Annotated in this window: 10 protein-coding genes; 6 read left to right on the top strand and 4 right to left on the bottom strand. The window is 68.0% G+C overall.

Features of this window, described 5'->3' with window-relative positions:
- Positions 1 to 97: 97 nt before the first annotated feature.
- Positions 98 to 664 (top strand): TetR/AcrR family transcriptional regulator, encoded by a 567-nt coding sequence (locus ACFV4K_RS32630; protein WP_379280109.1) that lies wholly within the window; start codon positions 98 to 100, stop codon positions 662 to 664.
- 29 nt (positions 665 to 693) lie between these two features.
- On the opposite strand, the gene ACFV4K_RS32635 is transcribed toward ACFV4K_RS32630, so the two are convergent.
- Positions 694 to 1,200, bottom strand: a complete 507-nt coding sequence (locus ACFV4K_RS32635; RefSeq protein WP_379280110.1) for a MarR family winged helix-turn-helix transcriptional regulator — start codon at positions 1,198 to 1,200, stop codon at positions 694 to 696.
- A 71-nt stretch (positions 1,201 to 1,271) separates the two neighbouring features.
- Here ACFV4K_RS32635 and ACFV4K_RS32640 point away from each other — a divergent pair, with 71 nt between their 5' ends.
- The 4 genes from ACFV4K_RS32640 (at position 1,272) to ACFV4K_RS32655 (ending at position 3,994) form a co-directional block, all read left to right on the top strand.
- A complete protein-coding gene (locus ACFV4K_RS32640; RefSeq protein WP_379280111.1) occupies positions 1,272 to 1,772 on the top strand; it encodes a cupin domain-containing protein in 501 nt (166 codons plus the stop codon).
- Positions 1,773 to 1,954: 182 nt separating this feature from the next.
- Positions 1,955 to 2,371, top strand: a complete 417-nt coding sequence (locus tag ACFV4K_RS32645) for an acyl-CoA thioesterase (protein ID WP_379280113.1) — start codon at positions 1,955 to 1,957, stop codon at positions 2,369 to 2,371.
- Positions 2,372 to 2,563: 192 nt separating this feature from the next.
- Positions 2,564 to 3,025 (top strand): hypothetical protein, encoded by a 462-nt coding sequence (locus ACFV4K_RS32650; RefSeq protein ID WP_379280114.1) that lies wholly within the window; start codon positions 2,564 to 2,566, stop codon positions 3,023 to 3,025.
- Between the two features lie 9 nt (positions 3,026 to 3,034).
- On the top strand, positions 3,035 to 3,994 hold the full coding sequence (locus ACFV4K_RS32655; RefSeq protein ID WP_379280116.1) for a hypothetical protein: 960 nt from the start codon (positions 3,035 to 3,037) through the stop codon (positions 3,992 to 3,994).
- Between the two features lie 93 nt (positions 3,995 to 4,087).
- Here ACFV4K_RS32655 and ACFV4K_RS32660 read toward each other — a convergent pair whose 3' ends face one another.
- The 3 genes from ACFV4K_RS32660 to ACFV4K_RS32670 all read right to left on the bottom strand — a co-directional run bounded on the left by ACFV4K_RS32660 (position 4,088) and on the right by ACFV4K_RS32670 (position 6,883).
- Positions 4,088 to 4,336, bottom strand: a complete 249-nt coding sequence (locus ACFV4K_RS32660) for a helix-turn-helix domain-containing protein (RefSeq protein WP_357082573.1) — start codon at positions 4,334 to 4,336, stop codon at positions 4,088 to 4,090.
- A gap of 173 nt (positions 4,337 to 4,509) precedes the next feature.
- Positions 4,510 to 6,141 (bottom strand): ABC-F family ATP-binding cassette domain-containing protein, encoded by a 1,632-nt coding sequence (locus ACFV4K_RS32665; RefSeq protein ID WP_379280117.1) that lies wholly within the window; start codon positions 6,139 to 6,141, stop codon positions 4,510 to 4,512.
- Positions 6,142 to 6,283: 142 nt separating this feature from the next.
- The gene (locus tag ACFV4K_RS32670) at positions 6,284 to 6,883 is read right to left on the bottom strand and encodes a QsdR family transcriptional regulator (protein WP_379280118.1); all 600 of its coding nucleotides are present in this window, start codon (positions 6,881 to 6,883) and stop codon (positions 6,284 to 6,286) included.
- A 120-nt stretch (positions 6,884 to 7,003) separates the two neighbouring features.
- Between ACFV4K_RS32670 and ACFV4K_RS32675 the strand changes: the two genes are divergently transcribed.
- Positions 7,004 to 8,347 carry a hypothetical protein gene (locus ACFV4K_RS32675; RefSeq protein WP_379280120.1) on the top strand — a complete coding sequence of 448 codons (1,344 nt, stop codon included), beginning with the start codon at positions 7,004 to 7,006 and terminating at the stop codon, positions 8,345 to 8,347.
- Positions 8,348 to 8,370 lie beyond the last annotated feature (23 nt).

An 8,370-nucleotide genomic window follows, 5' to 3' on the forward strand; every position in this document is an offset into this window, starting at 1 on the left:
CCTCACCGGGTCGCTTCGCTCGTCGCTCGTGCGGGTTCTCCGATTTGGTCGCAAGATCGATACGGGGAACCCGCACAACACGTTTCGGAGGAGTCCAGTGCCCAAGGTCTCAGACGACCACCTCGCCGCCCGGCGCAGCCAGATCCTCGACGGAGCCCGCAGCTGCTTCGCCGAGTTCGGCTACGAGGGCGCCACCGTGCGTCGTCTCGAAGAAGCGACCGGTCTGTCGCGGGGCGCGATCTTCCACCACTTCCGGGACAAGGACGCGCTGTTCCTGGCGCTGGCCCAGGAGGACGCGGGCCGCATGGCCGAGGTCGCCGCCAATCAGGGCCTGATCCAGGTCATGCGCGATATGCTCGCCCGCCCCGAGGATTTCGACTGGCTGGGCACCCGCCTCGAGATCGCCCGCCGCCTGCGCAACGACCCGGAGTTCCGGGCCAACTGGGAAGAGCGCTCCGAGGAGCTCACCGCCGCCACCGTGGCCCGCCTGGAGCACCGCAAGGCCGCCGGCGCGCTGCGCGACGACGTCCCCACCGAGGTGCTGCTCGGCTACCTGGACCTGGTCCTCGACGGTCTCATCGCCCGTATCGCCTCCGGCCACGCGGGCAACAACCTCGAAGCCGTGCTCGATCTGGTCGAGGCCTCCATCCGCCGCAAGGCGTGATCACGCGGGGCGAACTCGCCCCGCGCTCGTCAGCTCTCGCGTTCGAGATCGGCGAGCAGTAGCCGCGAGATGCGGTCTAGTTCCTTGCGATCCGCGGCGCTCAGCACCGACAGGATGCGGGTCTCGTTCTCGAAGTGGTCGGTGACCACGATGTCGATCAGATGCAGGCCGCGGTCGGTGAGCGCCACCTTGATGGCGCGCCGGTCGCCCGCGTCGGCGACGCGGCGCACCAGACCGGCCTGCTCCAAACGGTCGAGGCGGCCGGTCATGCCCGCGCGCGACATCATCAGGGTGTCGGCCAGGGCGGAGGGGTTGAGCTCGTAGGGCTCCCCCGAACGGCGCAGCGCCGCAAGCACATCGAACTCGCCGCGCTGCAATCCGTGTGCGGTGAACACCGTTTCGATTTTCGCGCCCGCCATCGCTGCCAGCCTGCCCAGTCGGCCGATGACCTCCATGGCCTCGCCGTCCAGGTCCGGCCGTTCCCGCCGCCACTGTGCCGCGATGGTGTCCACGGCGTCGGTCTCGTTCTCACCCATGGACAACACTCTATTCGATGCCATATAGTTCGGTAGCGAATTATCAATCACCGAATGATTCGGAGCTTGTCATGAACGCCGCTTCCCGCCCCGCCGCCATCCGCCGCCCCGAGGACTCCGAGATCATCGGCGCGGGGCAGCCCGCCTCGGTGCGCCTGCTCATCGACTCCGAGGAGGCGGGCGGATCGGTCAGCACCGTGGAGGTGACGCTGGCCGAGGGCGCCGACGGGGCCGCGCCGCACTATCACACGCTCTCCGACGAGCTGTTCTTCGTCGCCGACGGCGAACTGCAGGTCATGGCTGGGGACGAGATCGTCACGGTCGGCGCGGGCGGGGCGCTGGTGGTCCCCAAGTTCATGCCGCACGCCTTCGGCGCGGTCCCCGGCTCCTCGGCCCGCCTGTTCATCGCCCTCATGCCGGGCGTGGAGCGGCACGGGTACTTCCGATTCCTGGAGCAGCTGGCGCTGGGACAGACCACCCCGGCCGACATCGAGGCGGCGCAGAAGGAATACGACAACTACTTCATCGACGCCCCGCGGTGGTGGGCCGAGCGCGCCGCGAACCGCGCCTGAACACGCGAGTTCGCCTGCCGCGCCGCGTATTCGCCGAGCGCCGACGCGGTTCACCGGCAACCGATCGCAACACCCGCCGGACCCTCCCGCCCGGCGGGTAGCCCGGGAGTCGCCGGGCCGACTGTGCCGTAGGCAACTCGAAACGCGGAATGATCATCGAGTCGTCCCGGGTTGGACCTTGCATGGCATTCTCTGTTCCCATCACCGTGCGCGGCTATGAGCTCGACATCAACGGGCATCTCAATCAGGCGGTCTACCTCCAGTACGCCGAGCACGCGCGCTGGGAGTTGCTGAAGGCCGCGGGCATCGCCGGGGACAAGATGGTGGCCGCGGGGATCGGGCCGGTGGTGCTGGAACAGACCATCAAGTACCAGCGGGAACTGCATCTCGGCGACGAGGTGATGGTGAGCTGCGAGTTCGAATTCACCGGCGGAAAGATCTTCCGGATGCGCCAGCGCATCGTGAAACTCGACAGTACCGTGTCCGCGGAGATCGACGCCGCGTCCGGCATTCTCGACCTCGCGGCCCGCAAACTTGTTGCGGATCCCGGTGCGGCACTGCGGGCCGTGGCCGACTCGCCCGGCGCCCTGGGCCTCTAGCCCCGCGACGCCCGTCCCCACCCGCCCCCGTTGTTCAGCGAAAATCTTTCGGCGGGAGCGATTTCCGAAACCCCGGCGAAGTTTGCCGAGGTGGCTGAAATCTGTCGATGCGGACCGAATTCGACCCGTCGCGGGATATGATTCAGATCACGCTCGGCCCCGCAGCAAATCCCGAGCAGATCGGAGTTCCGCATGACCGGCGCCCTGCACCGAACGGGATCGGCGACCCTCGCCAACACCTCGCCACCGCTACCCGGCTACCTTGTCGCAGCCACCGAGCGAAGTATCAGCGTGCGCGTCGGCGACGGCACCTGGACCCTGGATCGCGCGGATGTGCTCGACATCGCCCGGTGGGACGCTGCGAGTGCGCAGAGCGGTTGTGAGGGCCGTCCGGTCCTGGTGCGGGTTCGGTCCGGCGCCACTGCCGATTTCACCCAGCGCCGTCGCGTCGAGGTCACCGACCGTCCGCTGACGCTGGCGCCGGAGCAGAGTCCCGCGCGCGGTGACGACGAGCTGCGCCGGCAGACCGAGATCTGGGCGCGCGGACTGGATCTGACCGCGGGGCCGGGGGTCGGCGGGGCCACCATGACCTGCTGCCAGACCCGGTCGCACAGCGGCAGCGACGACGGCATCGCCTGCGACAGCCTCGACTGACGGGCACGCATGGCCGCCCGCACCATGGGCTCGGTCCTCATCGTCACCGAGGCCGAGGATCTCCACGGCGACGCCCTCGCCGCTACGCTGCGTAAATTTCACGGGCACAGTCCGATTCGGCTCGACATGCGTGACTTCCCGCGCGAGAACGGCACTTTCCGGCTCGGCGCGGACGGCTCCTACCGCAGCCTGTCGCACATCTTCGGACTCGACGACGTCACCTCGGTGTGGTGGCGACGCCCGCACCCCACCCTGGTGCCGGGCGGGCTGAGCGCCGAGGACGACGACTACCGCCGCGCCGAGTGCGACGGCTTCCTACAGGGGCTGCTGTGGTCGATCCCGGCCCTGTGGGTCAACGACCCCGGGGCCGACCGCACCGCGGGGCGCAAGATCGTGCAGTTGGAGACCGCCGCCCGGGCCGGATTCGCGATTCCGGAAACCCTCGTCACCAATGATCCCGACGAGGCGCGCTCCTTCGTCGAATCCCGGCCCGGGCCAGTGGTTTACAAGCGCTCCGGCACCGGGCGCGGGGCGTTCACCGAGACCCGCCTGTTCACCCCGGCCGATTTCGACCGGCTCGCCACGATCCGCAACTCCCCCACCATCTTCCAGGACTACATCCACGCCGAGAGCGACCTGCGCATCGTGTGGGTGGACGGCATCGAGTGGGTGGTGCGCATCGACTCGCAATCCGGTGTGGGACGGGTGGATTCGCGCCTGGACACCTCGGTGGCGTTCACCGCCGATCGCCTGCCCGCCTCGGTGAGCAAGTCGCTGACCACGCTGATGGGCGCGCTCGGACTGGCTTTCGGCGTGCTGGACCTGCGGGTGGGCCTCGACGGCGAGTTCTACTTCCTGGAGGTGAACCCCCAGGGGCAGTTCGCCTATCTCGAGATCAAGACCGGTCTGCCGATCTTCCGGAGCCTGGCGAACCTGCTGGTACTCGGCGACGGAACCGTAACCCCGTAGCGGCCGCACGCCATCGCGAGCGGAGCGAGATCGCAAGTCCCAGACCGGCATTCACCGGCCGGGTCCCCGCGATCGTGTTCCCGGAACGGGACGCTACTTGCTGACGGGCTTGCCGGCCTTGCGGCGGTTGGCACCGCCCCGGCTGCGGAGTTGCACATGCGACTCCACGAGCACGTTGTGAATGAAGCCGTACGACCGCCCGGTTTCCCTGGCTAGGGACCGGATGCTGGCTCCGGCCTCGTACTGCTTCTTGAGCTGGGATTGCAAGCGATCGCGGGATTTCCCGGTGACGCGCGTGCCTTTACCCAATACGGCTTTACCCTGTGCGGGCCTGTCACTCATGGCTTCCTCCGAGTCGCCGTGGGCGCCTCATTCCAGGGTAGAGACTCGGATGCCTGTGATCAACGAAACGGTGTGATGTGAATCACCGAGTTTTGGCGAACACGCGTTTTTCGGTGCGGGAGGCGAGTTTCCGGGCCCGGACGGTGGTTTTTCCGGGCCCGGAATACACACGCTCAGGCCAGCTGGATCAGTTCCAGGTAGTCCTGCGACCAGTGGTCCTCGGTGCCGTCGGGCAGCATGATGACCCGTTCGGGGTTGAGCGCCTCGGCCGCGCCCGGGTCGTGGGTCACCAGCACCACCGCGCCCGCGTAACTCCGCAGCGCGTCGAGCACCTGCTCACGCGAGACCGGGTCGAGGTTGTTCGTAGGTTCGTCCAGCAGAAGGACATTCGCCGCCGAGGACACCAAACCGGCGAGGGCGAGACGGGTCTTCTCACCGCCGGAGAGCGTGCCCGCGGGCTGCTCGAGCTGCGGTCCGGAGAACATGAACGCGCCCAGCAGACCGCGCAGGTCCTGCTCGCCCGCGTCGGGGGCGGCGTGGCGGATGTTCTCCCAGACCGTGGCCTCGTCGTCGAGGGTGTCGTGCTCCTGGGCGAAATAGCCGATCTTGAGGCCGCGACCGGGATCGATCTGGCCCGCGGTCAGGCTCTCCACGCCCGCGAGCAGCCGCAGCATGGTGGTCTTACCGGCGCCGTTGAGGCCCAGGATGACGACCCGGCTGCCCTTGTCGATGGCCAGGTTCACGCCGGTGAAGATCTCGAGGGACCCGTAGAGCTTGGTCAGGTTCGTGGCCATCAGCGGCGTCTTGCCGCAGGGCGCGGGCTCGGGGAACTTGATCCGGGCCACCTTGTCGGCCACGCGAATGTCGTCGACCTCGTTGAGCATGCGCTCGGCGCGCTTGACCATCTGGTGTGCCGCAGCGGCTTTCGTGGCCTTGGCGCCGAGCTTGGCGGCCTGCTGCTTGAGCGCGGAGGCCTTCTTCTCGGCATTGGCGCGCTCGCGCACCCGGCGCTGTTCGTCGGTGGCGCGGGCGTCGAGGTACTTCTTCCAGCCCATGTTGTAGATGTCGGCCTCGCCGCGCACGGCGTCGAGGAACCACACCTTGTTCACCACGTCACCGAGCAGTTCGACATCGTGGGAGATGACGATGAGGCCGCCGTCGTGGTTCTGCAGGAAGCCGCGCAGCCAGTTGATGGAGTCGGCGTCGAGGTGGTTGGTGGGCTCGTCGAGCAGCAGCGTGGTGTCGGACTTGCCGCCGCTGCCGTCGGAGGCGCTGAACAGGATGCGCGCCAACTCGATTCGACGACGCTGACCACCGGACAGGGTGCGCAACTGCTGGTTCAGCACCCGGTCGGGCAGGGCGAGGCTGTGGCAGATGCGGGCGGCTTCGCTCTCGGCGACGTAACCGCCCAGGGCCGAGAAGCGCTCCTCGAGGCGGCCGTACTTGCGGATCGCCTTGTCGCGTTCCTTCTCGTCGGCGACCTCCGCCATCAGCGCCTGCTGCTTCTCCATCTCGCGCAGCAGGGTGTCGAGGCCGCGCGCCGACAGCACCCGGTCCTTGGCGAGCATGTCGAGGTTGCCCTCGCGCGGGTCCTGGGGCAGATATCCCAGTTCTCCCGAACGAATGACCTTGCCCGCGTAGGGTTCACCTTCACCGGCGAGAATGCGCAGTGTGGTGGTCTTGCCGGCACCGTTGCGGCCCACCAGCCCGATCCGGTCACCGGCCTGCACCCGCAGCGCCGAGCCCGGCGCCGTCAGCAGGGTGCGGACTCCGGCCCGGACCTCCAGGTCGGTCGCGGTGATCACAAGCGTCTCCTCGGGTGCAGCGGATGCCGATGGTTAACTGAGCGATTGTGCGTCGTGTCGACACACAAGAACCACCGATTTTATCCCAGGCGACTCGGTCACCGAGGTCAGGGGCACACCAGGCGATGTGGCCTGCGCGGATTCACGGTTCCCGGCGCTCGTGGGCGAGGAGCACGGTGCGCATGATGGCGACGGTCGAGTCGATGTCGGGCTCGCGGCCGCCCGCGACGTTGGCCCAGACGACAGCGGTGGCGGCCACCGACAGGACACCGTAGGTCGGCGGGGGGACCTCCAATTCGGGGGCGGCGGCGGTGATCGCGGCGGCGAGGCCGCTGGTCAGGGCGGTGACGACCAAGCCGGCCGGGTCCAGCAGGACGCGCAGCGCCAGATTCGGTTCGCGTTCGACGAAACGAGCCAGGGGGGCGTAGGCGGTGGTTGCCCGGATGAAGCGGGCGACGGCGTCGAGGGCGTACTCGATGCCGTCTCCGGCTGCGGCGGTGAGGGATTGCCGCCACAGGTCGTCGACGGATTCGAGAATCACGTAGTCCATGAGCTTTTCGCGATCGCCGACCCAGCGGTACAGCGTAGTGCGGCCGATACCCAGTTGCGAGGCAACGGTATTCATGTCCACGCGCTCGCCGTGCTGAAATCGCCACACCGCCACGCGGCGTGCGTCGTCCGCGGTCGGACGGCGGACCGTCGGGGGGCTCGGTTCCGCGGAGGTGGCTGATCGTCGGCGCACAGGCAAACCCTAACAGCGGCACACAGCGCGGGAAGGTACCGAACGGAACACTATTGACGAATGTTCCATTTCGTCATAGTTTTCCCACCGGTAACGTAAGCCCGATCACAAGGAGCGTCGATGACGCCGCCTCTTCGCAGACTCGCCGCGACGGCCTTCGCCGCGGCGCTGACTCTGATCCCCACTGCCGCGCACGCGTCCGCCGACGCGGACAACGCACCGTCGAAGGACCATCCGACGTCGTCGTGCTTCTGGTTCGGCCCGACCTTCTCGGCCACGAATCAGGAACTCAACTACGCCTTTCCGGATTCGGGTGCGCTGTATTGGGCAGCACAGTTCTCGATTCCGGCCGGAGCGAAGCTGGAGCTGCACGGCCAGTACGCGCATGCGCGCTACCAGTCGCTGAACTCCTACGACACGACCACCACCGCCCCCACCGCGGCGCTCAACGACGCCGCCACCGCCCCCGACCGGGGTTCGCACAATCCGTACCTGGCCGACGCCAATCGCAAGGGCGAGGGCGATCGCAACTACACGGTGACCGTGCTCGACCAGACCGCGCCCGCGACCGGCGCACAGCAGAACACCCTGTACGCCGGCGTCCCCGGGCAGCAGCGCACGATGCTGATCTACCGGCTCTATCTGCCCGACCGCGACCGCGACATCACCGGTGGCGCGGGCCTGCCCGAACCGGAACTGCACCTCTCCGACGGCAAGGTGCTCACCGGCACGGAGCTCTGCGGTGCGATGAGTGCGGCAACCACCACGCCGCCGATCTCGAAGCTGCCGTTGGACAAGTACACCGCGCTGCGCGATCAGCCCGGCAAACCGGCCACCTTCCCCGCGGCGCAGTCGCCGGAATGGCGGACCTTCTATAACGTCCAGTTCGGCCTGGGCTGCACCTACATGGGTCAGTGCACCGGGACGCCCGCGCGCACCGGCGGCCAGTACTCCAATATCGACAACCAGTACGTGACGGCCAATATCAGCCGTGGCTTCGGCCCGGTCCTGGTCCTCAACGGCACCCTGCCGCGCACCCCGCGCACCCTCGGCAGCGAACAGCGCATGGAGGGCGGGGTCGACCTGCGCTACTGGTCGCTGTGCAACAACGAGTCGATGGCGACCACGAAGGTCACCGGCTGCCTCTACGACGAACAGCTCCCGCTCACCGCGGACCGGCACTACACGATCGTGGCCAGCCTGCCCGGGGACCGTCCCGCCAACGCCACCGAAGCATGCGGTGTGGCGTGGCTGCCCCTTTCGCCGACCGGCGACGGTGCCGGACACCCCGACGACGGCTACCTGATCATGCGGAACATGATGGCCGACAAGGGGTTCGGCCACGCGGTGCAGGACACCAAGACCCCCGGTGACGAGAAGGCCGTCATGGGTTCCTATCTGCCCGACGGCTCCTACACCTCGAAGACCGCCTTCGAATCCAACGGCTGCCACCCGCAGGGCTGACCGGCTCCACCGCGGAACACCTC

This window comes from Nocardia sp. NPDC059764 (genome assembly GCF_042732555.1).
GTDB lineage: Bacteria > Actinomycetota > Actinomycetes > Mycobacteriales > Mycobacteriaceae > Nocardia.